General features: G+C 55.9%; 18 protein-coding genes and 1 pseudogene. 9 read left to right on the top strand and 10 right to left on the bottom strand.

The genetic code is table 11. The features are described from left to right. Positions 1-347 precede the first annotated feature (347 nt). The 5 genes and pseudogenes from AU509_RS04065 to AU509_RS04045 all read left to right on the top strand — a co-directional run bounded on the left by AU509_RS04065 (position 348) and on the right by AU509_RS04045 (position 5,182). Positions 348-977 (top strand): paraquat-inducible protein A, encoded by a 630-nt coding sequence (locus AU509_RS04065; protein ID WP_094117710.1) that lies wholly within the window; start codon positions 348-350, stop codon positions 975-977. Beyond that, on the top strand, positions 970-1,593 hold the full coding sequence (locus AU509_RS04060; RefSeq protein WP_094117709.1) for a paraquat-inducible protein A: 624 nt from the start codon (positions 970-972) through the stop codon (positions 1,591-1,593). Before AU509_RS04065 ends, AU509_RS04060 begins: the two co-directional genes overlap by 8 nt. Next, positions 1,590-3,244: pseudogene (locus AU509_RS04055) on the top strand (PqiB family protein). The gene AU509_RS04060 and the pseudogene AU509_RS04055 overlap by 4 nt, the downstream one beginning before the upstream one ends. After that, positions 3,241-3,849, top strand: a complete 609-nt coding sequence (locus tag AU509_RS04050; RefSeq protein ID WP_085651918.1) for a PqiC family protein — start codon at positions 3,241-3,243, stop codon at positions 3,847-3,849. Before AU509_RS04055 ends, AU509_RS04050 begins: the two are co-directional and overlap by 4 nt. 553 nt (positions 3,850-4,402) lie before the next feature. Next, positions 4,403-5,182, top strand: coding sequence for an acetoin reductase (locus AU509_RS04045; RefSeq protein ID WP_085651919.1), 780 nt, complete (start codon positions 4,403-4,405; stop codon positions 5,180-5,182). A gap of 59 nt (positions 5,183-5,241) precedes the next feature. Here the strand turns inward: AU509_RS04045 and AU509_RS04040 are convergent, their stop codons facing one another. Beyond that, on the bottom strand, positions 5,242-5,739 hold the full coding sequence (locus AU509_RS04040) for an Lrp/AsnC family transcriptional regulator (RefSeq protein ID WP_085651920.1): 498 nt from the start codon (positions 5,737-5,739) through the stop codon (positions 5,242-5,244). 273 nt (positions 5,740-6,012) lie between these two features. On the opposite strand from AU509_RS04040, the gene AU509_RS04035 reads away from it, so the two are divergent. Further along, a complete protein-coding gene (locus AU509_RS04035; RefSeq protein WP_094117708.1) occupies positions 6,013-6,933 on the top strand; it encodes a DMT family transporter in 921 nt (306 codons plus the stop codon). Positions 6,934-7,069: 136 nt separating this feature from the next. On the opposite strand, the gene AU509_RS04030 is transcribed toward AU509_RS04035, so the two are convergent. After that, positions 7,070-8,659: a methyl-accepting chemotaxis protein gene (locus AU509_RS04030; protein WP_094117707.1), complete on the bottom strand. Its 1,590-nt coding sequence runs from the start codon at positions 8,657-8,659 to the stop codon at positions 7,070-7,072. Positions 8,660-9,008: 349 nt separating this feature from the next. Then, positions 9,009-10,577 (bottom strand): sensor domain-containing diguanylate cyclase, encoded by a 1,569-nt coding sequence (locus AU509_RS04025; protein ID WP_094117706.1) that lies wholly within the window; start codon positions 10,575-10,577, stop codon positions 9,009-9,011. A gap of 287 nt (positions 10,578-10,864) precedes the next feature. Here AU509_RS04025 and AU509_RS04020 point away from each other — a divergent pair, with 287 nt between their 5' ends. Beyond that, on the top strand, positions 10,865-12,325 hold the full coding sequence (locus AU509_RS04020) for an AMP nucleosidase (RefSeq protein WP_094117705.1): 1,461 nt from the start codon (positions 10,865-10,867) through the stop codon (positions 12,323-12,325). A gap of 216 nt (positions 12,326-12,541) precedes the next feature. On the opposite strand, the gene AU509_RS04015 is transcribed toward AU509_RS04020, so the two are convergent. The 5 genes from AU509_RS04015 to AU509_RS03995 form a co-directional block, all read right to left on the bottom strand. Continuing rightward, the gene (locus tag AU509_RS04015; RefSeq protein WP_094117704.1) at positions 12,542-14,974 is read right to left on the bottom strand and encodes a TonB-dependent receptor domain-containing protein; all 2,433 of its coding nucleotides are present in this window, start codon (positions 14,972-14,974) and stop codon (positions 12,542-12,544) included. Between the two features lie 160 nt (positions 14,975-15,134). Continuing rightward, positions 15,135-15,926 (bottom strand): heme ABC transporter ATP-binding protein, encoded by a 792-nt coding sequence (locus AU509_RS04010; protein ID WP_094117703.1) that lies wholly within the window; start codon positions 15,924-15,926, stop codon positions 15,135-15,137. Next, positions 15,919-16,893, bottom strand: coding sequence for a FecCD family ABC transporter permease (locus AU509_RS04005; RefSeq protein WP_167444814.1), 975 nt, complete (start codon positions 16,891-16,893; stop codon positions 15,919-15,921). The genes AU509_RS04010 and AU509_RS04005 overlap by 8 nt, the downstream gene beginning before the upstream one ends. A 14-nt stretch (positions 16,894-16,907) precedes the next feature. Further along, positions 16,908-17,726 carry a heme/hemin ABC transporter substrate-binding protein gene (locus AU509_RS04000; protein WP_094117702.1) on the bottom strand — a complete coding sequence of 273 codons (819 nt, stop codon included), beginning with the start codon at positions 17,724-17,726 and terminating at the stop codon, positions 16,908-16,910. Beyond that, on the bottom strand, positions 17,723-18,754 hold the full coding sequence (locus tag AU509_RS03995) for a hemin-degrading factor (RefSeq protein WP_085652653.1): 1,032 nt from the start codon (positions 18,752-18,754) through the stop codon (positions 17,723-17,725). The genes AU509_RS04000 and AU509_RS03995 overlap by 4 nt, the downstream gene beginning before the upstream one ends. 692 nt (positions 18,755-19,446) lie before the next feature. Here AU509_RS03995 and AU509_RS03990 point away from each other — a divergent pair. Beyond that, positions 19,447-20,430, top strand: a complete 984-nt coding sequence (locus tag AU509_RS03990) for a VirK/YbjX family protein (RefSeq protein WP_094117701.1) — start codon at positions 19,447-19,449, stop codon at positions 20,428-20,430. A gap of 47 nt (positions 20,431-20,477) precedes the next feature. Then, entirely contained in the window at positions 20,478-20,630 is a 153-nt protein-coding gene (locus tag AU509_RS18095) for a hypothetical protein (RefSeq protein WP_176223448.1), read from the top strand. A gap of 278 nt (positions 20,631-20,908) precedes the next feature. Here AU509_RS18095 and AU509_RS03985 read toward each other — a convergent pair whose 3' ends face one another. After that, the gene (locus tag AU509_RS03985) at positions 20,909-23,053 is read right to left on the bottom strand and encodes a YjbH domain-containing protein (protein ID WP_094117700.1); all 2,145 of its coding nucleotides are present in this window, start codon (positions 23,051-23,053) and stop codon (positions 20,909-20,911) included. Beyond that, a complete protein-coding gene (locus tag AU509_RS03980) occupies positions 23,053-23,832 on the bottom strand; it encodes a capsule biosynthesis GfcC family protein (protein ID WP_094117699.1) in 780 nt (259 codons plus the stop codon). The genes AU509_RS03985 and AU509_RS03980 overlap by 1 nt, the downstream gene beginning before the upstream one ends. Between the last annotated feature and the right edge of the window lie 3 nt (positions 23,833-23,835).

Raw genomic sequence — 23,835 nt, 5'->3', positions numbered from 1 at the left:
AGATGTTGCGGTCAGTTATTCTGCTTGTCGGGTTCTGCGTGGCCGTGAATACCCCTGCGCAAGACCGGCCATTATTCAGCGTCGAACGTGGCGTACAACCGCCGCCCGCCGTGACGTTGTCGGCCGTTTCTCTCGCCTCGCGTGACGCCCGCCCAATCGACTGGCGTAAATATATGAGCGTAAAAATTAAACCCGTGGCACTCTATCGCAACGTCCACTTTCCACCCGAATCTATGGCGCTCGCCATCCGGATATCTAAAGAGTCAATATACAATGGGTTACCTTGCGGAGCTCAGCCCTCGTCCACCCGCGGCTTCCTTTGAGGGGCGTTCATCGCCCGAATTATCATGAAAACATGCCGTCATCTTACCGTCTGCGCGCAGTGCGACAGCGTTTACCAGAAGCCTTTGCTGCAAAATGGCGAATCCGCTCGCTGCGCGCGCTGCTCGGCAGTACTGTATCGCGCGGCACCGATCGATCTTAACGCGTGGCTGGCGATCACGCTGACGGCCGCGATCGTCTGGGTGCTGGCTAACATTTTTCCGGTACTCCGGGTCAGTTTCCACGGCGTGCAAAATTCAGCGACGCTCTGGCAGACCGCCGTCGCGCTCGCTCAGGGGCCGACGCTGCTGCTGGCTTTATTGACCGCGCTGCTGCTCATCGTCATCCCCGCGCTGCAAATTTTGCTGTTTGGCTGGATACTGTTGTCCGCCCGGCGTCGGCGGCGCGCTCCGGGATTTATTCTCTGTATGAAGATTCAGGATCGAATCCGTCCGTGGAGCATGGTTGAAGTCGGCATGCTCGGCTTTATGGTCGCAGGCATCAAACTGTCGGGATTTTTGGATGTGCTTCCCGGTCCCGGCTGCTGGGCAATGGCGACGCTAATGGTGCTTCTTGTGGTGATCAGTCATCGGAATGTGCTCATCTTGTGGGACTACACCGATGCCCCGCCCCCTCGGGAGGCCGCTCATGCGTAGTCCAATACGCGCCGTACAGCTCGGCGTCATTGGCTGTCCTTTATGCCGCCTCGTCTGCGAGCCAGAGCGCACATCGCCTATACCAGCGCGGTGCCCGCGCTGCCATACGCGCCTTCACCCGAGACACCCCGCCAGCATCAGCCGTTCCTGGGCGCTCCTGATGGCTGCGATAATTTTCTATATCCCGGCCAACGTTCTGCCGGTGATGTACACCAGTCTGTTTGGCAACGGCAGTGAGAGCACCATCATGGCGGGGGTGATCGACTTCTGGAACGCCGGTTCATACGGTATCGCCCTGCTGATTTTTGCCGCCAGCGTGGTGATTCCGTGCATCAAGTTTCTGGCGCTCGGCGTGCTGCTGATCTCCGCACGGAAACAGAGCGCCGGCGCCCGTCTCGAACGAGCAAAGCTGTATCGGTTAACCGAGCTCATCGGTTACTGGTCCATGCTTGATGTCTTTGTCGTCGCGGCCGTTTCCGCGCTCGTCAAATTTCAAATGCTCAGCGATGTAGAGCCGCGCAGCGGCATCTTGTATTTCGGTTTGGTGGTGATACTTACCATGCTTTCCGCAATGAACTTTGATCCACGCCTCATTTGGGATGGTGATGATAAATGAATGCTACGAACGACCCACACAACGAACCCGGCGATCCGGACATCTCACGCCAACGCCGGCACATTTCGTTGGTGTGGCTTATTCCGGCGATTGCGCTATTTACCGGCGCGGCCTTGCTGGCGAAAACGTGGTTCTCGGCGGGTCCCGAGATCACGATTACCTTTCTGACAGCCTCAGGCTGGAAGCCGGTAAAACAGCGGTCAAGTATAAGGACGTGACGGTCGGGACCGTCTCGTCCCTTGCGCTCGACGACGGCGGTGACCGCGTGCGGGTCACCGTACAACTGGATAAGAGCGCGGAAAACCTGGCGCGGGCCGATACCCGTTTCTGGGTCGTCCGTCCTCGCGTCGGCATGGGCGGCGTCACCGGGATTGATACCTTGTTGTCCGGCGCCTATATCGGGGTTGATAAAGGCGCGTCCGAGGAATCAAAACGCGCCTTCTCCGGACTCGAAGCGCCGCCCGCCGTCATCAACGGAATGCCCGGCAGTCAGTTTGAAGTGTTGACGGACGATTTGGGATCGCTCGATATCGGCTCTCCGGTTTACTACCGCCGGGTCCAGGTCGGCCGTATTGCGTCCTATCGGTTAAAAGAGGACGGCAAAAACGTCGCGTTACAGGTCTTTGTCGACGCGCCTTATAACCGCTTCGTGACCGCCAATACCCGTTTCTGGAACGCCAGCGGTCTGGATGTCTCAGTCGGCGCCAACGGTTTTCGCCTCAGAACACAAACGATCGCGTCCATCGTGACGGGCGGTATCGCCTTCGCTACTCCCGATAGCGATAGCGGTTCACCCGCTGCCGGAAGCGACATCACGTATCGGCTCGCCAAAGATCAGGACAGCGCAATGGCGCCGCCGGACGGACCAGCGATATTCTTCCAGCTACGTTTCGAACGCTCGCTACACGGCCTCGCGGTCGGCGCGCCCGTCGAGTTTTCCAGCATCAAAATCGGTCAGGTTGTATCGGTGGAGCTGGACTACAACCATACAGGCTACCGCTTCCCCTCCGTCGTCGGCATCGAGGTGTATCCCAACCGGATGGGCAATGTGCTGAACAAGCTGCCTAAAGTCACGGACAACATCGAGCAGGAAACGGCCAGGTTCACGCGAGACCTGGTCGATCAGGGACTGCGCGCTCAGGCGGCGTCCAGCAATCTCCTGACCGGTCAGCTCTATATTTCTCTGGATTTCATTCCGCAGGCGCCCAAGGTGAAGTTCGATTTAAACGCTCACCCGCTGCGCCTTCCCACCACCAGTGGAGGGTTTGATCGCCTGCAGGAACAGCTGGCCAGTATCGTCAGCAAAGTCGACAAGATGCCGCTCGAATCCATCAGCAACAACCTGAACGCGACGCTGGGAAGCCTGGATAAAACGTTACGTCAGGTGAACGGTCAGACGTTGCCGGAAACCACGCAGTTGCTCAAGCAGATGCGACAAACGGCTGAAACGGCTAACGGCCTGATGGCGGAAGATTCACCGATCATGATGACGCTGGGGCAAAACCTGCAGGAACTGCTGCGCGCGTTGCGTTCAATGCGCACGCTGGCCGACCAGATAGAACGTCATCCCGAGTCGCTGCTTCAGGGCAGACCGCACGATCCGCCACTCACTCAGGTCAGCCCCTCACCCCATTCAGGAGCGACAAAATGATCGCACACGTCCGTTTTTCCTTCGCTACCGCCATCATCCTGCTGCTGGCCGCCTGCGCATCACCGCAGATGAATTATCACACGCTGGTGCCAGCCGCCGCGCCAACGCACGCCACGCCCCCTGCGCCGTTTTTGATCGCCGTACTGCCGGTTGGCGTACCGCCGCAAATCGACCTGCCGCAGCTGGTTGTGCGTCAGGGTGAAGGCGGCGTCGGCGTCCTCGACAATGAGCGCTGGCTCAGCGCGCTCAGCGATGAGGTCCGCACCGCGCTCGCTGCGGGACTGGTAGCCCAGTTAAACACGCAGGATATCTCCGGGCTGCCGCGTCCTGCGGATAACCCCGTCATACGCGTGCTGGTGCAAATACGTCGCTTGGACGCCTGGCCGGGCCAGCGTGTCCAACTCGAAGCCGACTGGAGTCTCAGCCAGCCTGGCGCCGAACGTTCGGCCCGTCTGGTATGCGCCAGTCGTTTCACCGAGAATGCGCCAGGCGGAATACCGCAGCTGGTAGCGGCGGAGCAACGTGTGTTCGCCCATCTGGCTACGCAGATCTCAACCCACGCCCGGCAGTGGTACGCCAATCCCAACGCGTCCTGCACGGGATAAGCCACTTGCGCGGATAAAAACGAAGAAGCGGTGCGCAAACGCCAAGCGTCCCGCTTTCATCATCTGCGGTTCTGCTTCCAGAGCCCGATGCTTTTCGGAAAGCATGCCTTCATTCGCGGAGATGTCGGTCACCGCGCGCGATGCGCCGTTATTCTATCCGCTCATTACGGGTCAGGAAAAGATACCACCCGTCGCTGACGGGTGTGAGATCCTTAGTTTTATAAAACGTTAGGCCCGTTAGTCACGCCCTAAGAAAAAGGCGAATGATTATATTTAAAAACAATATATTAAACAAATTCAGAGAAGCCAGTCACACTTCGGCACTTGCCTCTCCAACCCCAAAAAACGCCCCTAAATATCCTCAATTTCATCCTTAAATAAAATAATACCAGCGCATTATTACGCTGGATGTCCGCATCCCAGCACAAAATCTCAACAAAAAATAAAATATAAATAAAATCGTTAAATAACAATTAGTTATAAAAATATCAAGCCATGGAGATATGCAGCTAAACTTAGCGTAATAAAACTATTTCATTCGAAGGAGTTGATTATGTCTTTATCAGGTAAAGTCGCGCTGGTGACCGGCGCCGGACAAGGTATTGGCCGAGGGATCGCGCTGCGTTTAGCAAAAGACGGTGCGGATATCGCACTGGTCGATGTCAAAGACGACAAAATCAAATCCGTCGCGGAAGAGATCCGCGCATTGGGCCGTAAAGCCGTCATTTACAAGGCCGATATCAGCGTGCGTGAAGAGGTGTTCGCCGCCGTTGATTTTGCAGAGAAAGAGCTGAACGGCTTCGACATCATCGTCAACAATGCTGGTATCAGCCAGACCAAAAATTTGCTCAGCGTCACCAAGGATGATGTCGAGAAGATTTTCCAGATTAACGTGCAAGGCACGCTGTGGGGCATTCAGGCGGCAGCGACGAAATTCAAGGCGCGTAATCAAAAAGGGAAAATTATCAACGCCTCCTCCATCGCCGGTCATGAAGGGTTTGCCCTGCTCGGCGTCTATTCAGCGACCAAATTCAGCGTACGTGCGCTGACACAGGCCGCCGCTAAAGAGCTGGCCAGCTTCGGCATCACCGTCAACGCCTATTGCCCCGGCGTCGTCGGCACGGACATGTGGATCGAAATCGACAAACGTATGGCCGAAGAAACCGGTGCGGCGATTGGCGCGACCTACAAGAAATATGTCGACGGCATTGCACTGGGTCGCGCGGAAACGCCCGAAGATGTGGCGGCATTTGTCTCCTTCCTCGCCAGCCCTGACTCCGACTATATGACCGGACAAGCGCCGCTGATCGACGGCGGATTGCTGTTCAACTGATTCTCTCGCCTCACTCCGGGACGGGCGGCCATGAGGCCGCCCTTTTTTTGTCGTACCGACTACGACGTAGCCGTGGGTAATAACAAAGGATCGACGGAGATCTCTCTTTTCAGCGTGCGCAATGCAAACGTCGAGCGAGTATGTCGGATACCCTTAACGCGGTAGAGCTTCTGACGCAGAAACCGCTCGTAGTGCTCGGCATCGGCCACCACGATCTTCACTAAATAGTCATAATCACCCGTGACCAAATGCGCCTCCAGCACTTCGGGCATGTCCATCAGCGCCTGACCGAACTGCTCCAGCATACGATCGTCATGATGCTCCAGCGTGATCTCGATGAAGAAGACTTCCGATGCCCCCACCGCCTTGGCATTGATGACCGCCACATAGCCCTCAATCGCCTTGGTCGATTCCAGACGTTTGAGTCGCGTCCAACAGGGCGACGACGAAAGCCCGACTTCTTCGGCCAATTCCGCCACCGTCAGGCGACCATTACGTCGCAATGCCGATAAGATTCGCTTATCGGTCATATCCAGCGCTTTATCTTTATTTGCCATCAATTCCCCACTACAGCATAGCTATGCTTAGATTTTCATTATCACCATAAATATTTACCGAATTAACGTATAAATAAAGAAAAACGCAGGAAATAATTAGCGACAACCCTCTTTATACTGAAAAAAGCCGCCAGTTCATCCACTGGCTGACTCTCTTCAGGCCCGCGCGGCAAACCGTAAGTAAGGTTGCCTTCAGGCACGGATTTATCGACACGACGGAATAGCGCGCCCACTGTCCAGATTGATGCTCGCAGGTGATAAGAGGGAAAGAACATGAATAAAATATCGCTATTGGCTGTTCCCGGGCTCTTCCTACTCGCGCCGCTGTTGTTCTCCGGCAACATGGTGGTCGCACGCTGGATCAGCCCTGAAATCCCGCCGCTCACGCTGGCTTTTGCAAGATGGCTCATCGCCGCTGTGGCCATTTTTCCTTTTATTCTGTCGCCTTTGCGCCGGGCTGCGCCGACGCTCCGCCGACAAGGAAAAGATATCGCGTTGCTCGTTCTGTTGGGCGGCGTGCTCAGCGTCGCGCCGCAATATGCCGCGGCGCATCACACCAGCGCAGGCCATATCGCGCTGCTGTTTTCACTCTCTCCGATCATGGTTTCCGTCATTGAACGTGTGGTGTGGCGCATCCCGCTGCACTCCAACTTCTTCATCGGCGCGAGCATCGCCTTCCTCGGTATTTGCGTGGTGGTATTCGAAGGGAATATTTCACATCTGCTACAGCTGAAATTCAATCAGGGCGACATCATCGCCTTTATCGCGGCGACCGCCTGGGCCGGATACACGGCGCTATTACGCCAGCGTCCCATTGCCGTATCGGCTTTCGTACAGCTGTGGATTATCGCCATGGGCAGCGCCGCCATTCTCCTGCCCTTTCTGCCGCTGGAATGGCGCATCACGCAGGCAGCACCGGTTCTTTCAGCGCATCTACTGTACGCCATTCTGTTTCTGGCGCTGGTGGCGGGTATCGCCGCCTACAGCGTCTATTCGCGTATTGTGAGCTTGCTGGGCGCGGCGCGCGCCAGCACGTCCATGTATCTGGTGCCGGTGTACGCGTTTCTGCTGTCCTCGCTGTTCCTTCAGGAACAGCTGTACCTCTACCATTTAGCGGCAACCACGCTCGTGTTGTTGGGCGTGACGTTGACCACCGTACATAGCACTTCTGACTTCAAGGTCCCCGCGGCCTGAACAGGTCGCGCACATGTGTTCTCCCCGAAAAACAAGAAAGCCCGCCGACAATGTCGGCGGGCTTTGTGATCACGCTAGCGCAAACCTTGCTCCCACGTTATTCAACGCGGGACTTACGGCGCAGAACGTTATGACGTTACTGGTGATGTCCCAGCGCGGCCGTGTGATTATCCAGTTTGAAGAATCCCATCGTTTCGTCCAGATTGACCGCCTGGTCGTTCAGGGACGCACTGGCTGAGGCTGACTCTTCCACCAACGCCGCATTTTGCTGCGCGACCTGCTCCAACTGAGTAATCGCCACATTCACCTGTTCGATGCCTTTCGCCTGCTCGGAAGAGGCCAGCGAAATTTCCTGCATGAACTCGTTAACCTTTTTGATTTCACCCACCAGCAGATTCATATCGGCCGACGAGTCAGACGCCACTTTAGAACCCATCGACACTTCGTTAGAGGTCTCTTCAATCAGCGTTTTGATTTCACGAGCCGAACCCGCGCTGCGCTGCGCCAGATTCCGTACCTCAGCCGCCACCACGGCGAAGCCTTTGCCTGCTTCGCCGGCACGCGCGGCTTCCACAGCGGCGTTCAGCGCCAGAATGTTGGTCTGGAATGAGATGCCATCCATGATCGAGATGATATCGTTAATCTTATTCGAGCTGGTCGCAATACCGTCGATCCGCGCGATGAGCTTGCCAAAGTTGCTGGCATTCTTTTCCGCCAATTCAGCCACAGTCGCCGTCAGCGCCATTGCGCGCTGGGTGTTAGCGGAGTTTTCGTGGACCGAGGACGTCAATTGCTCCATGCTGGCAGCGGTCTCTTCAACCGATGCCGCCTGCTCTTCCGTACGGGAGGAGAAGTCGCGGTTAGCCGCAGAAATCTGCTGCGCGCCGGAGGCCACGGCCGCCGAAGAGTCACGCACATCGGCAACGATTCGGCGGAAAGCTTCCTGCATGTCCTTCAGAGACTGAAGCAGTTTACCCATTTCAGTGTTGTGCTGCGGCGGAATGTCCAGCGCCAGCGAGCCGCCTTCCATCATGCCGAAATAGTGTCGAACGCGTTCAACCGGCGACAATACGACGGTACGAATAAACTGAATCGAGCAGATACTCAACAACAGCACCACCACAAACGCCGCGATAAGGATCGTCAGGGTGGTTTTGTAGAAGCTCTCCGCTCGTGAGATTTCACTGTCGCCGACGGTTTGTGCAAAGTCGATGAAATTCATCAGTTTCTGTCTGAAGACTTCACCTTTCTCTGCGGCTAACGGTTCGATTTGGCCATAAAACTGGCTGACATTGCCTTGGTTTAGTGCAATCACCATCGGGTCGATAGCGGTAGACACATAGTCATCGAATGCCGCATCCAGTTCCGCACGCAGCTGTCGGCCCTGAGGGGTCAACGCACGCGTTTTACGCAGGTCAGTCATCGTCAACTTGGCTTTGTCGACATACGTACCCAGTTTTTTCAAATTAGGCGCGACGGTCTCGGTATTATCTTTTTTCTCGATAGATGAGGCGATATTCATCGACAAGAGTCGGGCACTCAATAAATCGGTGTAGGTAGAAGACAGTGGAATGACCTGGTCGCCCTGAATGGTATCCACTTTTTGAATTGAACTATTGCTCTGGATAGAAGAAAACAAACTAAATCCGCACAGCGCAGATAATAATATAAAAAATATAGCGATAACGGCATATAAGCCGCTTCGAATCTTAATTCGTTCGTACATTTAAAAATCCTTGGTTATTATCAGTATTCTTTGGGGCTATCGACTAGGTGGTTTAAATCTTTAACAAGCCTTTAAAACAAAAAGACTTATCACGCCAAAATGTAAATTCGTGGATTATACGTCTAGCAATAACACTAGCAGCAGGATAATAAACCAGCAAAGTCAAAACTGGGTGTGCGCATCATCGAATGGGAAAAAGAAAAAGGATAATGAAAAAGTGCGACGAAATATTTGCCGCACCAAATAGAGAGCCTGGGAATTATCACCTAACTAAAATAATACTTTATTCAGTGATAACGATTGCGTCGCCTATATTTCGCACAAAATTACTTTTATAGGTTGAATAACGCTAAAGCCGAATACATTGATTACGCCCTTTTTTCTTCGCCAGATACAGGGCCTGATCCGCCCCCTCTTTCAAACGCTGGGCATCGCAGGGATGTTTAGACGTGTAGGAATAAACACCGACACTGACCGTAACAATTTTCTGCGGCAGCTGAGACCCCTGATGTTTGATAGCGCGCGTCCTCATCGCTTCAACCATCTCGTTGCCTACCAGCTCCGCCTGCCTGCCGGAAAGCCCCGGCAAAATAATCGAAAACTCTTCCCCACCGTACCGGGCGGGTTGAGCGCCTGCCGGGAGCGGGAGCGAACGAAGGATTAGCCCGATTTCAGCCAGGCAGCGGTCGCCTTCGATGTGACCATAGGTGTCGTTATAACGTTTGAAAAAGTCGACGTCGATCATCGCGAGCGCCACGTCGCCGCCCTCGACGCCCGCCGTCGTCAGACACTGTTCCAGATAGAGATCGAACCGGCGACGATTCGCCAGCTGAGTCAGCGGATCGACCAGCGCCAGCTCTTGCAGCACCTGATTCTGGTCTTCCACTTCCCGGTGCATCATGGAAAGCATCTCTTTGTTACGCACCGTGATACGGATCTGTTTGAGAACAAAGGTTCCCAGCAACACCAGCGAAATCAGGACCAAAAAGTTAACGGCTATCGCGGCGATATTATCCGCCATCCAGCGCAGTTGCAGCTCATTTTTATTCACGCTGGCAGCCGCGATCAGCGGATATCGTTTGAGCTTTACGTAACCCACAACACGCGTCTGACCATCAAACGGCGTATGCCAGGATCCGACGCCGACAGAGCTGCTTTTCAGCGCTTTATCCGCCAACGCGCCGGTGGAGTATTTCTCGATCAGCGTTTTTTGTTCATTCGGATAAACGTACAGCGGGGAACCGTCGACATTTAGCAAAGACAGAATCGAGTCGTAATTCAGGCTGAAATAGCTGTAAAAACGCCCGAAATAGTTAGGATCGACCGAGGCCAGGAAAATGCCTTTAAACTCGTTGTTTTTGCCGTTGATGCGCTTCGATACTGGAATCACGGATTTCCCCGAGATCACGCTGATGCGCGGCTGACCGATGAACAGGTCCTCGCTGGTATTGCTCTTGTTCCAGATGAAGTAGCTGCGCTTGGACGCGTTATACACATAGCGAGAGCCCTGCCCGGTCGAGGCAATCAGGTTGCCTTTATCGTCGAACAGATACAGTCCGACGATTTGCGGAAGCAGCACGCGATGAGATTCAAGCACGGCGGTGATCTTTTCGGCACTCAGCGAATTAATATCGCCGTGAATCTCACGCATCGTGTCGATAATGGCCAGCTCTATCGGCACAAAGGTATCTTCCGCCTGACGCGACAAAATCACCGAGAGATTGATGACATCCTGCTCAACCTCCAGGACCTGCCGATGGTAGGACTGCCAGAAGTTCCACCCGTTGGTCGTGGCTAACACGATGAAACTCACTACCAGGAAACCAATCATGGTTTTTCCCGGTGCAGAAGGATTGTTTTTCCCTAAGAGACGACGCAATCCGCGCGGTGTGAACGAAGCAAAAGATTTATAAGGCATAGGTTTTCCTGAAAACATGAATCGCCTGAGGGCGTTCATGCGGGCACATCCTACTAAATCGCACCGTGGTTGTGTACCAACTCACGCTTATGGCTCGCCATTTCGCTGTGACGGCGCCTGAATCAAGGCCATGAGCCGGGTGCGCATACAAGAGACGCCGATCCTCGTGTAGACTCACTACATCATGATTAGCATAGTTTATGACATAGCGCCGCGTGACCTGCCGTTACGATGACAGCACCGTATTTCGCCGGACGCCGTTGCGCCCGGCAAACCAAGGAGAAAAGATGAGTAAAGCATCCGCTGCCGGCCTCACGGCCACCGAAGCGCTCGACAAACTGGAAGCCCTGTATGACGCAGCGGTCGCCTCGCTGCGCTCCGCCATTAGCGCGTTTATCGATGAAGGCACGCTGCCGGACGCCACGGCGCGCGCCAACGGTCTTTTTGTTTATCCCGAGCTGCGTGTCAGTTGGGATGGACGCTCTCCTTCTGAGAACAAAACCCGCGCGTATGGCCGATTGACCCACGGCGGCTGTTACAGCACCACCATCACCCGCCCCGCCCTGTTTCGCGGCTATCTGTCTGAACAGCTTGAGATTCTGGAAAACGAATACGCCGCCGTGATCGAAGTCGTGCCTTCACAGCAGGAAATTCCCTATCCCTACGTTATCGACGGCGCGAATTTGGGGCTGAACCGCTCGATGAGCGCCGGGCTGGCGCAGTATTTCCCGACGACCGAACTGGCGCAGATCGGCGATGAAACGGCAGACGGCCTGTTTCATCAATCCAAAGAAAACTTTCCGCTCTCTCACTTCGATGCGCTGAGAACCGATTTTTCGCTGGCCCGTCTCAGACACTACACCGGCACGCCGGTCGAGCACTTCCAGCCTTTCGTCTTGTTCACCAACTACACCCGTTATGTGGACGAGTTTGTACGTTGGTCCTGCGAACAGATTGCGGATGAGAACAGCCCTTACTACGCGCTCTCCTGCGCCGGCGGCAGCTACACCACGGCGGAAACGCGCCATCCCGAGCAGGCGGGCTCCGATCTGGCCTGGAAAAATCACCAGATGCCCGCATACCACCTGCTTTCTCGGCAGGGACGCGGGATTACGCTGGTGAATATCGGCGTCGGTCCTTCCAACGCGAAAACCATCTGCGATCATCTCGCCGTCCTGCGTCCCCATGCATGGCTGATGATCGGCCACTGCGGCGGTCTGCGCGAAAGTCAGTCCATCGGTGATTACGTGCTGGCTCACGCCTATCTGCGCGATGACCACGTGCTCGACTCCGTTCTTCCGCCGGACATTCCAATTCCCAGCATCGCCGAAGTACAGCGGGCGCTCTACGACGCCACCAAGACCGTCAGCGGCATGCCCGGCGAGAAGGTGAAACAACGCCTGCGTACCGGCACCGTCGTCACGACGGACGACCGTAACTGGGAGCTGCGCTATTCCGTTTCAGCCCGGCGCTTCAACCTGAGCCGCGCCGTCGCGGTAGATATGGAAAGCGCAACGATCGCCGCACAGGGTTACCGCTTCCGCGTGCCTTACGGCACCCTGCTCTGCGTCTCCGACAAACCGCTGCACGGCGAGATCAAGCTGCCCGGACAGGCCAACCGTTTTTATGAAGGCGCGATTTCCGAGCATCTGCAAATTGGCATCTGCGCGGTCGACCTGCTGCGTTCGGAGGTCGATCAACTGCACTCCCGCAAGCTCCGTACGTTCGACGAACCGCCGTTCCGCTGATACACAGACCCACCTCACGTTTAGGAGCCGTCAGCGGCTCCTTTTTATTTCACCGCGTTGACATTGACCCTCTGCCTCACCGGCTTCATCGACGTTCACTCTCGTCACGGGCGTCGATGGCATGAAAAGAAAACCCCCGGCTTTCGCCGGGGGTTAGGACCAAGTTTCGACCAATGTCTGCGGATAGCGACAGAAGCCAGAAGCACTCAATGTGGATCAGAAGTCCACGTTGACGCCCAGTTGGAACGTTCTGCCCGGCATCACTGCCAGCTGCTGGTCATAGGCATCCTGATTGTTAGAACTGGTGAGCTGACGGCTGCTCAGATAATCCCAGTACTTGCGATCGGTCAGGTTATAAACGCCGCCGCTGAGTTTAACCGTCGGCGTCACACGCCAATAGGCCGTCAGATCCACCAGACCATAGCCGGGAACGCGCATATACTCGGTAGTGGAATCAGTAATGGTCGTGCCCGTGTTGGTGTAGGTTTCACGGTTGGTCGCCGTCGCCTGTTTGCCTTTCTGGAACGTCGCCGTCAACGCCGCCCCATAGAGGTTATCCGGCGCATCCCAGCCCAGTCCGACTACCGCTTTCATCGGCGCGACGCTATCGAGGTCGACATACTTGTCGCCGGAATAGCTGGACTTGGACTGCCCTTCGCTATAGCCGACCGCCAGTGTGGTACTCAGCCCCTGAAGCGCGTCGAACCAGGTTCCCCACTGCACTTTGCTGCTGAACTCCGCGCCGTAGATAAACGCCTTGTCGCGGTTTTCTGACTGGTAAGCAATGCCGATATTCGACGGTACGTTGGTGAACTTGTCCGGGTTATTCGCCCGCGTATAGCGCGTGTAAGCGATAAAGTTCTTGTAGGTGTTGTAGAACAGCGCTGAGCGGAAGGTCACCCCTTCGGTCATTTCCCCTTTTAACCCCAGCTCATAGTTATTGCTGGTCTCCGTTTCCAGCTCGTTGTTGCCGATCAGCGCATACTGCGACGCTCCCGCATAGGAAGAACCCAGTCCCCACGATCCGTACAGCTGGCTGGCATCTGGGAACTGTGCGCCGCGCTTGTACTGGACGTAGCTGGTCAGACGCGGCGTCAGCGCATACTCAAGGCTCAACGACGGCAAGACCTGCGTGTCGCTGTTGGTGCCGTAGAGCTTCTCGACATCTTCCGTCGTGATGGCCGTGCTGTTTTCGGTCAGACTGCTCAGATTCTGCGGTTTGGTCCGTTGGTACGCGACGCGCACTCCGGGCGTGATCGACAGCGTTTTGCCAGCAACATCCATCTCCATGCGATCCTGAACGAAGCCGCCGAGCGTATCCGTGCGGCTGTCGGCTTCCGGCTGCATGATGGCGTAGTACGTGGTTTGCGCCGGATCCTGGCTAAACGGACGCTGGGTATCGGACTGCTGAACGTTAAAGCCCCAGCTGAACTGATGCATACCCCACGTTTTCATCATGGTGGTTTCAGCGCCGTAGGTATCGACGTTGTAGTCCGAATTGACCGTATACATGCTGCGGGCGGTCAGCGGCATGTAGGTTTCGTCTTGGGTTTTGGTGTTCTGGTAATAGATGCGCGAGTCGATAGCGTCAATCCACGAATCCACGGAGGACGCCGTCCAGTTATGACGCAGGCTGCTGCTCCAGCGGCGGGTATCGCTATCCTGCTGCGCGTTGCCTAAAATCGAACTCCCCGAGGTATCCCAGGAGTCGTAGTTCGAATGGGATGTCTTGGTGTAGTACTCCAGCGTGCCAGTGAAACGGTTTTGATCGTCCGCCTGCCAGATCCCCGAGGTCATCACGGAGGTGGAGTGCCAGTTCATCGGATACGCGGACAAGACGCCGCTATTGTTCTGGGTTTCCTGACCGTCGCGACGGCTGATCACCACGATACCCCGCAGCGTCTCATCGCCGCCTGCCGCCGTGATGCCGTTGTGCCAGCTGCGGTTGGACGAGTCATAGTCGCTCTGATAGCCGAAATAGGTGTGTTTTGACGGAGACAGGTATTGATCCGGCGATTTAGGGCGGAAGGAGACCGCGCCGCCAATGGCGTTATTGGCGCGTTCAACGCTCGTCGCCCCCTGATCGATGGTCACCAAACCGTACATGTATGGGTCGATGTAGTCACGGCCAATTCCGAACGTATTTAACCCGGCACGTCCGGCATAGCTGCGCGCGGTCGCATTGGGCAATGGAATGCCGTCCACGTCGATGGCGACGCGGTTGCTTTCGAGACCACGGATGTTATAGCCGGTGTAACCGGAGCGATCGAATCCGCTTTTGCCGTTATTGGAACCCGCGCTGGAGCTGGTAGCGCTGACCAACGGCTGATAGCGCATGATGGAGCCGAAATCATTGCCGCCTTTTTTCTGTAATTCACTGGCGTCTAACGTGACGCGACTCCCGGCCTTGGTGTCGATGGGCGCGGAAATCACCGTCATCTGCTCGCCCGGATTGTCGTCCTGCGGCTTGGCGGCGGAAGCCGTCGCAGCCTGGGTGGCAGATGTGGTCTGCGCTTTCTTGGCTGTCTGCGTTTTATCGTCGTTATCAGACAGCGCGGCCAGCGCACTAAAGGTGGTGCTGGTCAAGACGCCCGTCAGGATAATCCGGATCAAACCTGAGAGATGTTTTTCTTTTGTATGCAAGAACATACTGAAACCTCAAATGTTAAAATCGTTATATTCTTGCTCATGCATTGCTTCGCAGTATTTATTCATTATTTTTGTAGTTATAACGGCGCGGTCAGCTCAGCGTTTCTGCCTTGGCCGACATCGCGTCCGACAATCCATCAAACGATATTCCCTTCCCGATTCAACGCCGCAGCGAAACCTGAGGCGCCGCGGTTTCACGGTGCGGGCTGACAACGACATCGGCTTGATACCAACGCGTGATCGCCGGTTGGGTAATCACCTGCTCCGGCGCGCCTTCCGCCATGATCCTGCCGTCATGCAACAGCACAACCTTATCCGACCATAACGAGGCCAGATTCAGATCGTGTAATACGCAGCACACCGCCAGCTTTCCCGTCGAGGTCAGCGTTTTTAGCAGCCGAAGCAGCTGCTGTTGGTGATACAAATCCAGCGCCGACGTCGGTTCATCCAGAAACAGCCACCCGGCAATGCCGTCAGGCCGCCACAGCTGGGCCAGCGAGCGCGCTAACCGCACCCGCTGCTGTTCGCCGCCGGACAGCTGAGGATAAAGCCGACCGCGCAGCGTCTCGCAGTCGGTCAACGCCATCACCTCGTCCAATACGCGCTCATTCGCATCGGTTGGCCAGGGCGAACGTCCCATCGCGATAACGTCTTCCACCCGAAATTGAGCCTGTAATACGCTGTCCTGACGCATGACCGCCCGCTGACGGGCGAGTACGTTTGGCGTCCATTCCGCCAGCGGGCGGCCGTTGAGCCTACACTCTCCACCGTGTGGAGAATAAAAGCCCGTCAGCAAGCGCAGCAACGTCGACTTACCGGCGCCGTTAGGGCCGATAACGGTCGTCAATTCGCCCGGCGTCAACGTCAGCGACACGTCGGTCAGCAGCTGTCGGCCTCCCGTCCGGTAGTTGACGTGGTGAGCGCTCAGGCACAGCTCCCGCATCTCAGCCATGTTTATGCCTCAGAATCAGCCATAAAAACCACGGGCCGCCCACCAGACTGGTCAGCAGCCCCACCGGCATTTCCGCCGGGGCCACCATCGTTCGCGCCAGCGTATCGGCCAGCAGCAGCAGGAGCGCGCCGCCCAGCGCCGAACCGGGCAACATCCAGCGATGATCCGCGCCCAGCGTGATACGAATAAGATGGGGCATCACCAGACCCACAAAGCTGATAATGCCGCTGACCGCCACGGCTGAACCCACCAGAATGGCGCTTAAGATCACCATCTGACGCCGTGTCTTGCGGACATCGACACCCAGATAGTGCGCTTCTTCGTCGCCCAGCTGGAGCAGGTTGAGACGCCGGGCCAGCCGCTGCAAATATCCGGCGCAGGGCAGCACCAGCGACGCGACGATTATGACCATCGACCACTGGGCCTGCCCCAAACTGCCCATCCCCCACAGAGACAGCTGGCGCAGCTGCTGGTCATTGCTGATCCAGGACAGCACGCCGGTCGCCGCGCTACACAGGGCGTTGATGGCAATCCCTGCCAGCAGCAGACGAGAAAGCGAACTGCTGCTGGCGGAGGCGCTCAGCGCGAACAGCAGGACCATAATCACGGCGCTGCCCACAAACGCCGCCAGCATCGGCCAGTAGAGCGCCACCATCGCAGGCAATGCGATGGGAAACACCACCGACAGGGCGACCCCCATCGCAGCCCCGCTGCTGACGCCCAGCAGGCCCGGCTCCGCCAGCGGATTGCGGAAGAGTCCTTGCATCGCCGCGCCGGAGAGCGCCAATGCAATGCCGACCAGCACCGCCAGCAGCACGCGCGGCAGACGGATGTTCAACCAGACCTGCCACGGCAGGCTCTCCGACGACGACGCCAGCAGTTGCGATAACGTAATCGGCATTGCGCCATGGTTGGCGGCGATCACCATTAACAGCACTACGGACACCGCCATGAGCAGCAGCGTCATCGATGGATTGAGCCTCACGGCTGCACTTCCACCGCGTTACGCAAGCGCAACAGCGCCGCTGGCGTATCCAGATCGAATCCCAACATCGCCATGTCGTCGACGACCAGCAGACGTTTATGTTGACCCGCCGGCGTCAGCGCCAGACCGGGCAACTGCCAGATGTTATTTTCGCCGCCGAGGGTTTTTACGCCCTGCTGGCTGATGACCACCCAGTCCGGCTGGCTGGCGACGACGCCTTCCTGAGACAATCGCTGATAACGGTTGAAACCCTGCATTGCATTTTGCAGTCCGGCGGCACGGATAGCGGCGTCCGCCGCCGTATTTTGCCCGGCTCCCATCGCTGACATGCCGCTATGGCTCAGAATAAACAGCACTTTGACGGGCAGCGGTTTCGTCGGCAGCTCGGCGAGTTGCTGATTGACCTGCCGCACCAGGGCCTGCCCTTCTTTCTCCTTACCCAGCGCCTGAGCGATGACCGAGATCTTGGCGGCGATGCCCGCGACGTCCTGTCCAGCGGGTACGTTCACGACCTTCACGCCGCTTTTCGCAATCTGCTCCATCGCCGCGGAAGGCTGGGATAGCTCGCTGGCGAGCACCAACGTCGGCGTCATCGCCAATACACCTTCCGCATTCAGCTGTCGCATGTAGCCGACATCCGGCAGCGCCAGCGCTTCTTGGGGATGCAGGCTGGTGCTGTCGCGCGCGATGACGTCGCCGCCCGCCTGCAGGGCGAAAACGATTTGCGTGACGTCGCCGCCGATCGTCACCAGCCGCGTCGCCGCCTGTAGCGAAAACGGCAGGCACAGCGCCAGCAGCAAAAAGATTTTCTTCATGCGGCGGCTCCCGGTGTCACCAACGCAGATACTTGCTGACGCCACTGCGTCTGTTCCGGTGCGCCTTCCGTGCGCTGACCAAACAGCTGCGCAATCTGCGTGCCATCGGCGGCAAACAGTTCCAGACTGGTGACAATACCGTCGCGCGTGGGCTTACGCGTTACCCAGCTTTCCGCAATGGTGTTGCCCTGCAAATGCAGCGTGAACGCCTTGTTGAACACGTTGATCCAGTGTTCCATCGGCACCACTTTCTCGATCGCGCCGGTAAAGATCTGAACGCACCCTCGATTGCCGACAAAGATCATGATTTCGTTGCCATCCTGATGCGCTGCATTCAGCAACGCAGATAGCGCCTGGTTGTCCACCAGACAGGCCAAGTCGTCGCTCACATGGCGGAAAGCCTGCTGACGCGTCAAATTGTGCCGTTTCAACAAAGGGAAAAATTCGTGCACGTCTTGCATATCACGCCACTCTTGTTCCAATCGCGCGGCATCGACAACGACGTCAGCCGCGGGCGCGGCATAGGGCGTGAGCGCCAACGGCGCATTGTCGGAAGCGGTGAAACGTTCGACCGTTTCCTGCCATGTCGCCCAGTCGGTGTGCTCCGTGCCATAGACCTTTAAGACGGCGTCACCCTGACGATCAAAGAACTGAATACTTTGGCGCTCGCCGCGCACGGTTTGCTCGATAAAGAAAAACACGCTGGCCCACTGCTCGGGGAAGACACGCAAATCCAGACCACGCGGATTGAGCACCAGCCCCACGTGTTCGCCGATACGTTGGTTACGGTAAAACCCGATCTGCTCATGCACGGCATATTCGTTACGCGTGATGGATTTTGTCTCCCCCACATTTTCGAGCGCCGCCAGAATCTGACGCGGCTCATCGGTCAGCCGACGGGCTTCGTGGCCCACACGCAGGTAAGAGAGCTCCGCTTCACTGATATTTATCAACTGGGCCAGTTCACGCGCGTATTTTTTTGGATGCTGCTCTTTAAGTTGCAGATAATCTTGATAATTGTATTGCATGAATAGAAAGCTCCGACATTCGCACTGTCTTTTAGCAGGATTTTTAGGTGTCTACACCGACGGTAATGATAATTATTACCATCCTCATGAAAATTTAACAACCCGATATTGACTGCATGAAGAAACCTTAATTCCACATTTCATCAAGGGGTTAACCACGAAAAAATAATAAATAATCAGAGAAGCTAATCGATGGAAATATAGAAAGTGGGCGTCGTCAAGCGGGCGGAGAACGTGTTGAGAGGCGTATGAATACGTCTGTAAGGAACTGGTCGCCGACGAACCGCTGAATATAGGCATGGAAGCGCTGACTGTAGACATGACAACGGCGCGGAGACGTGGGCCCACGTGTAGTCACCGCGCTTTGGGATGCAAAAACAACACGCAAAATTTAAAACCATCCTAATGGATTTAATTTAAATAAAAGCCAAACGAAGCGAAAAAAACGTATTCTTTTTTGTCTTAAAAATAATATATAAACGAAAACGAACTATAACTCAGAATATATTTATTACTTATTTATCGTCCTTATACTTCATCATCATTAGTGCTATTAACCTGCCAAGAATGGGCTTGCATCTTTATTATTATTTTCCGCCATCCATTTCTTTTTATTCGCGGGAGAAATAAGGAAAACACCCCATTTTTCGAAAAAAACATGACAAGAAAACGTTAAACATCGCGTGGAGTCTATGAAAAAAATATCCAGAGCGTCGCTGTTTCTTCAGCTACTGAGCGGGCATTTCCGGTCTGAAAGAATATGGTTTGAGAATAAGATAAAAGCGAAGTTTTTGTTGCGGTCGCTGATGCTACCTTTGCCTACCTATTACTTTCTGGGCGGGATATGCGCCATGCCTTGCATGCAGCGATTAGTGAAAACACATCCCTGCCTGCCCACGAAAATTCATCGCCCTTACCTGTATGTCGGGCTTAATGCGACCGAGCGGGCTAAAGCGATTTGCCATCACTATACCTTCGTGGAAAGCCTGTCTTTACCACGTCTGCATGATGCATTGCTCAGCGAAACGCCGTGTCGTCTGGCCGAATTTTACGGTAAGGAAGGCGAAAAGTTCACTATCGTCAGCAGCGTGTGGCGGTATGACAAAGAGGGGGAAACGACGCTGCAGATAGGGATGGAGGAGACGACGCTTATCTCATTATCGTTCAGTATCGTTAATGTCTTGGGTCAACCCGCCATTGTTATCGGCGGCCTGCAGGGTAAAGGCAAGCAAACGACCCGAGACCTGATCAAACAGGCAACTAAGGCCTGCCATGGTCTATTCCCCAAGCGGTTGTTGATTGAGAGCCTGCTGACACTGGCCGATCTCGCCGGAATTCGTCGCGTGCTGGCCGTCGGCGATGGTAGCCATGTTTATCAAAGCCAACGTTATCATCGCAGCAAAAAAAACGTGCTGTTTTGCAGCTACGATGAGTTCTGGACCTCGCTGGATGCAGTCCCAACGCATGACAGCCTCTACCAGCTGCCGCTCCCCATCGCCCGTAAGCCGCTAGAGGCGTTGCCCAGCAACAAACGCGCGCAGTATAGACGCCGCTATCAGTTGATCGATGAGCTGCATGCGCAGCTGGCAGAAAACCTCAGCGCCGAAACGTTTAACAGAGCCGATCAGCTTGAGCGAATGCCTATAAAAAAAGCCAGTGCAAACGCACTGGCCTGAATAAAGGGGTGTCAAATCGTTCGTCGTTCACGCCAGCATCTGCTGGCGTGATGACATTCTCAACCTCTCGGATCCTGGAAATGATGACCGCCGCCATGACCACCGCCACCGCCACCACCGCCGTGACCGCCGCCCCACGGGGGTGGGAAGATGCATCCGCTCAGGGTTGTCAGCAGCGCCAGTACACTTACCAGTTTTAATACTCGTTTCATTTTAACCTCATCTGACTACTGTTTCGCTGCATCATAGTGAAGCCATCCCCCGGCCAACAAGCGTCTTATTCTTAAAAAACCGCCTATTAATAATGGATTAGACTATTTACCATCCATCACCATAAAACTAACAACTTCCTTACATTACCACCCTCAAAAACAGGCGGCTTGCCCAAGGTTTCCAGCAACCGACACGCCCTATGACGACAAAGGCGGCAGGGTGATGTTCCGTCTGCCGCCTTTTCTCCGCCGCTCATATCGGTAGTTTATGGCTGTTGGACAACGTTGTAGAGCACATTGCGACGCTCCAGCATCTGGCCGCCGTCACGCGTTAGCGGCACCCAACCTACTGAACCGCGATTCGTCGTCGGCGAGGCGAAGAGGAGGTTGAACGGTATGGAGACATAGAACCCTTTGGTAAAGCTCCCTTCCCCATACTCTTTGGCGCTGACGTTGGTTTTCGTCGCGAAGGCGCCCGCGACAATACCGCTGTCAAACCGGCGAGACAGATCGACGGTCACGCCTTTATCTCCCGCCAGATAGCGACCGACGCTGACCTTAGCCAGTCCGCCTTTGATAAACGGCAGCTCCCAGTAGGTGGTCAGATGGCCGGTAGCCACGTTGTAGTCAGCAAGGCGCATCGTATCATTCCAATCACGTTGCTTGACGTAGTTCACATCCAGCCCGACCGCCCAGCTTTTGCCATAAGGGCGATACAACATTTCGCCGCCGACGCCGGCGTACATCATCTCCAGATAGCCGCCGTAGATCTGCGTGTACCAGTCCCGCGCCGGATGATCGGTACGCGACAGCTGAAGATTGGTCAGCAATACATCAGATGAGGTGACGTATTCGCGTATCCAGGTACGGACGCGCGGCAGCTTGGTGTCCTGAGGCGGCGTCGTATAGTTGAACTTGTCGTAATTGTTGAACAGGTTGACGTTGACCGTACCGCCCACACTCCAGTGATCGGAGAGGTACAGGTCCGCGTTGGCGTTAGCCGACACCTGATACATGTAGAACGATTCAGCCCCTCCGATGGACTGCGACAGCGCGGGCGCCAGGGAGTATGTCAACCGCTTGGGCTGGGTACGCAGCACTTCCTGGCCTCGCGGCGGCGCTACCGGCTCGACATCATAGGCCTTAGGTTCCGGCTGTCCCAGCGGAGTCGACGCCGTTTGGAGTTGACGGAACGCGTTCGCGTCGACACGCGTGCTGTCCGTCGGCAGATGGCGATTCTCCCTCACAATATGATATTCGCTGACGCTGGCCGGTACATGGTTGGCGAGAACGGTCGCCGCGCGGCTGTTGTACTCAGCGCTATCCGTATATTTGTACTGCGGACTGACGACGGTGACCTGTTTGTCGTCCGTATAAATATCCGGCTGACCAAAACCGGCTTTCTCATCCAGCTCTTTCGCCACACGTTTCCAGTCCGTCCCGCCCTGCGGGTTGCTGACCGGCGCATAAACCGGCGGCGCATCGTCGACATAGTGCGGCCGCAGTTGATTGAAGTTGGTGCGCAGCGTGACCCCCCACATCAACGTGTTGCCCCGCTGCCAGGACAGCGACGTATCCAGAATATCGCCGACCCGATAGACCATGCCAACGTTGATCGGCGAGTCCTGCTTGATACGCTCCCTGCGCCCACGGTCTGCGGCTTCATCGCTGTAATTGTTGCCGTCGTACTCCAGCTTCAGACGCAGCGGATCCCATGGCGTCTGGTATTCGATCCCGCCGAATATCGCCGCCGGTCCGTGGAAAAAATTGTTCACCTCGAACTGCCCGGTATCCGTAGAACTGGTGCGCTGGCAGAAGCTCTCCGTCAACTTACAGGCTGGGTTGGTGATATTGCCACTCTGGGCCATATTTCCCCAGCCGATGCCCAGCGTCAGGTCGAACGGCCCCCAGCGCTTGCTGGCCGCCAGATATTCGCTGTCGAACAGGCCGGTCCCCGCGATGTCACGCAGCCCAAGCGAGACCTGAGGCAACCAGCGGTCTTCCTTCCACAGCCGCGCTTTAACGTCGAACCCTTTGTCTTTATAGGTTTGCGAGCCGCTGAAGTTGGGATCGGCGCTATAAAGCCGGGTACGGATATCGGTATAACGCACCGTCGTTTCCAGCCAGTCGAGCAGCTGTAAGGAAACGGAATAGCGGCGGTACTGATCGTTATCGCGATAGTTGGCGCTGAACTCGCCGGTTTCGGCCATACGCGCGGTCGGCATTTGCAGCAGGCCCACGCCGCCAAAGTCGGTTTGAGACACGCCAGCAGGCTGGTAATAGTGATTCTGGTTGGTCGCCTCGGGAATTTGAGGCGTCGAGTTTGCCGCATCCGCCAACGCCGACGTGCTGAAAACGCTGCCGATCGCCAGAGAGAGGCAATTCAGTCTGAGAGTATTGTTTTTAGCCATTAGTGTGGGATCCGGTTCGCGAGATAATCGGCAATCTGCTCGTTAAGCGAGGACATCTCTTCGGGCAAAATGGCGGGATCAAAGCCGATAAACAGCGTTTCCCCCGCAGCGGGTTCATTATGTTGACGATTCCACATCGCCAGCGGCACCTTGCGCCACGTCCCCGCTCCTGAAATCAGATACCCCGTGTTTTTATCGCCGCCGGGCAGAAAACGTCGGCCCTGAAGATAATGTTCAACCGACCAGCCAGAGCGCAGCGGAAGATCTTTAAATACCTGAGCCGTACCGATATCAATGTCCGTACGAATCAGACCGAACAGGAATAGCTGTTTGGAATAAGGGGCGAGATAGAGCTGATAGTCTCCGACCAGCGGACGGTTGCTTTGCAAGCTCAGCCGCACCCGGTCTGGGTCGAGCTCCGTCGGGATTCGGCCGGCGACAGGGACCTGCTTGAGCGCCTGCGCGACATACCAGGCTGCGATGGCGTAATCGCCATCACCGCGATCGCGCCACCACAGTTGCAAGCGATAGAGGTGATCCTGCAACGTCTGACCTTGCGCGGCGACTCGGGAGGTCATCGCCGGGTTGGTGATCAACGCGTTCTGCCAGTTAACGTCCGCAGGGAAAGGCGTTTTAGCATAAAACTGATCCAAACGAACACCGTCTTCCAGCACCACAGAGTCTAATGTGCGATCGCCATATTTTACCGTAAGCTGCGCCGCGCCGACCGTTCCGGTCATCAACATCAGCATGGCGGCCAGCCGATTGTGTAGCAACATAGA

Origin of the sequence: Lonsdalea britannica (assembly GCF_002111595.1) — a bacterium.
GTDB classification, from domain to species: domain Bacteria; phylum Pseudomonadota; class Gammaproteobacteria; order Enterobacterales; family Enterobacteriaceae; genus Lonsdalea; species Lonsdalea britannica.
The sequence above is the reverse complement of the archived record's forward strand: the minus strand, read 5'-3'. Positions and strand labels throughout refer to the sequence as shown.

What these genes read in the sequence shown, in the direction of transcription:
- AU509_RS04005 (WP_167444814.1), bottom strand. Translation starts at nt 16,893, where the DNA reads ATGACGCTGCTGCTCATGGCGGTGTCCGTAGTGCTGTTAATGGTGATC.
- AU509_RS04015 (WP_094117704.1), bottom strand. Translation starts at nt 14,974, where the DNA reads ATGTTCTTGCATACAAAAGAAAAACATCTCTCAGGTTTGATCCGGATT.
- AU509_RS04040 (WP_085651920.1), bottom strand. Translation starts at nt 5,739, where the DNA reads ATGGCAAATAAAGATAAAGCGCTGGATATGACCGATAAGCGAATCTTA.
- AU509_RS04060 (WP_094117709.1), top strand. Translation starts at nt 970, where the DNA reads ATGCGTAGTCCAATACGCGCCGTACAGCTCGGCGTCATTGGCTGTCCT.
- AU509_RS03985 (WP_094117700.1), bottom strand. Translation starts at nt 23,053, where the DNA reads ATGGCTAAAAACAATACTCTCAGACTGAATTGCCTCTCTCTGGCGATC.
- AU509_RS03990 (WP_094117701.1), top strand. Translation starts at nt 19,447, where the DNA reads ATGAAAAAAATATCCAGAGCGTCGCTGTTTCTTCAGCTACTGAGCGGG.
- AU509_RS04065 (WP_094117710.1), top strand. Translation starts at nt 348, where the DNA reads ATGAAAACATGCCGTCATCTTACCGTCTGCGCGCAGTGCGACAGCGTT.
- AU509_RS04050 (WP_085651918.1), top strand. Translation starts at nt 3,241, where the DNA reads ATGATCGCACACGTCCGTTTTTCCTTCGCTACCGCCATCATCCTGCTG.
- AU509_RS04030 (WP_094117707.1), bottom strand. Translation starts at nt 8,659, where the DNA reads ATGTACGAACGAATTAAGATTCGAAGCGGCTTATATGCCGTTATCGCT.
- AU509_RS03980 (WP_094117699.1), bottom strand. Translation starts at nt 23,832, where the DNA reads ATGTTGCTACACAATCGGCTGGCCGCCATGCTGATGTTGATGACCGGA.
- AU509_RS04000 (WP_094117702.1), bottom strand. Translation starts at nt 17,726, where the DNA reads ATGAAGAAAATCTTTTTGCTGCTGGCGCTGTGCCTGCCGTTTTCGCTA.
- AU509_RS04045 (WP_085651919.1), top strand. Translation starts at nt 4,403, where the DNA reads ATGTCTTTATCAGGTAAAGTCGCGCTGGTGACCGGCGCCGGACAAGGT.
- AU509_RS04020 (WP_094117705.1), top strand. Translation starts at nt 10,865, where the DNA reads ATGAGTAAAGCATCCGCTGCCGGCCTCACGGCCACCGAAGCGCTCGAC.
- AU509_RS04035 (WP_094117708.1), top strand. Translation starts at nt 6,013, where the DNA reads ATGAATAAAATATCGCTATTGGCTGTTCCCGGGCTCTTCCTACTCGCG.
- AU509_RS04025 (WP_094117706.1), bottom strand. Translation starts at nt 10,577, where the DNA reads ATGCCTTATAAATCTTTTGCTTCGTTCACACCGCGCGGATTGCGTCGT.
- AU509_RS03995 (WP_085652653.1), bottom strand. Translation starts at nt 18,754, where the DNA reads ATGCAATACAATTATCAAGATTATCTGCAACTTAAAGAGCAGCATCCA.
- AU509_RS04010 (WP_094117703.1), bottom strand. Translation starts at nt 15,926, where the DNA reads ATGGCTGAGATGCGGGAGCTGTGCCTGAGCGCTCACCACGTCAACTAC.